General features: G+C 59.8%; 1 protein-coding gene. It reads left to right on the top strand.

Translation table 11 applies throughout. From position 1 onward, the window contains the following. Window positions 1-82: 82 nt before the first annotated feature. Window positions 83-1,243: a M24 family metallopeptidase gene (locus tag AC0L16_RS33400; RefSeq protein WP_473625782.1), complete on the top strand. Its 1,161-nt coding sequence runs from the start codon at window positions 83-85 to the stop codon at window positions 1,241-1,243. The last annotated feature ends 20 nt before the right edge of the window (window positions 1,244-1,263 follow it).

Genomic DNA, 1,263 nt, shown 5'->3' with positions numbered 1-1,263 from the left:
ATGCCGGCCTGGGAACAGTCAGCCGCGGGTGAACGACGAACCAAATTAAGTGCGGCAGTCAACAATGAAGGAGCCTTCTACAGTGAGTGAGCCTGCCAATAACGGGATGGACTTCCCCGTTGGGGAATATCGTGCGCGGCTGAAGCGTACGCAAGAAGAGATGGCCAAGCATGATCTTCCCGTCTTGCTGCTGCACCAACCGGAGAATATCCACTACCTGAGCGGTCTCGATCCGCAAGTCGGCTATTTCTCCTATCACGCCTTGGCGGTTCCCAGCCGTGGCGAGCCGGTGCTGGTCTTGCGCGATATGGAAGTCCCCACTGCGCACACCACCTCGTGGGTGGAAAGCCACTCCGTCTATGCGGATGCCGCCGATCCGCTCCCCGTTTGGCTTGACGCGGCGCGAAGAGCCCTCGATGGTCTTGGCTTGGCAGGCGGGCGCGTCGGTGTTGACGAGCACTCATGGTTCTTGACGGTGGAACGGTGGAAGATGCTGCAGGCGCTGCTGCCGAATGCAACTTTAGTCAGCGAACCGCGCATCGTCGATCATCTGCGGCTGATTAAATCGCCGCGGGAAATAGAACATCTGCGCGGCGCTGCCCGCCTAGTTGAAGTGGGTATGCGTGCTGGCATCGAGGCTATCGCGCCCGGCGTCAAGGAGCGCGAACTCGCCGGGGCTGTGTTCAGCGCATTGGTGAGCGCCGGGTCGGGATTGCCGTTCAACCCCGTGCTCACCTCTGGTGATCGAACAAAGTTCATACATGGAAGCCTTTCCGACCGGCGGCTCGAGCTTGGCGACACTGTCTATTTTGAGCTCGACGGCATCCATAGGAATCACCACTCGCGTATGATGCGGACCGCTGTAGTTGGTCCTGCGAATACCGAGCAGCAGCGTATCGCCGAGACAATCATCCGCATCCAAGACGAGGCCATCGCGCTGATGCGGCCGGGCACATCGGCCGGCGTTATCGACCGAGCCTGTCGCGAGCCGCTCCTGGCGTCTGGTCTGCGCGAGACATACACGAACCGCGCCGGCTATTCGCTTAGTCTCAATATCAATCCCTCTGCCGGCGAATTTATCCGCGAGTTCGTGCCAGGCGTGGAATGGGCTCTGGAAGCTGGAATGGTGTTTCATATGCTGATGATGGCAGCCGGCATGGGATTCAGCGAGACGGTCCTCGTGACCGAACAGGGCCCAGAGCGCCTAACCACCATGCAACGCAAGCTCTTCTCGCGTAATTGAGGGCGATCCACCATGGCAAA

It is taken from the genome of Mesorhizobium sp. WSM4848, assembly GCF_055811375.1.
This window is presented reverse-complemented; position numbering and strand designations above follow the sequence as displayed.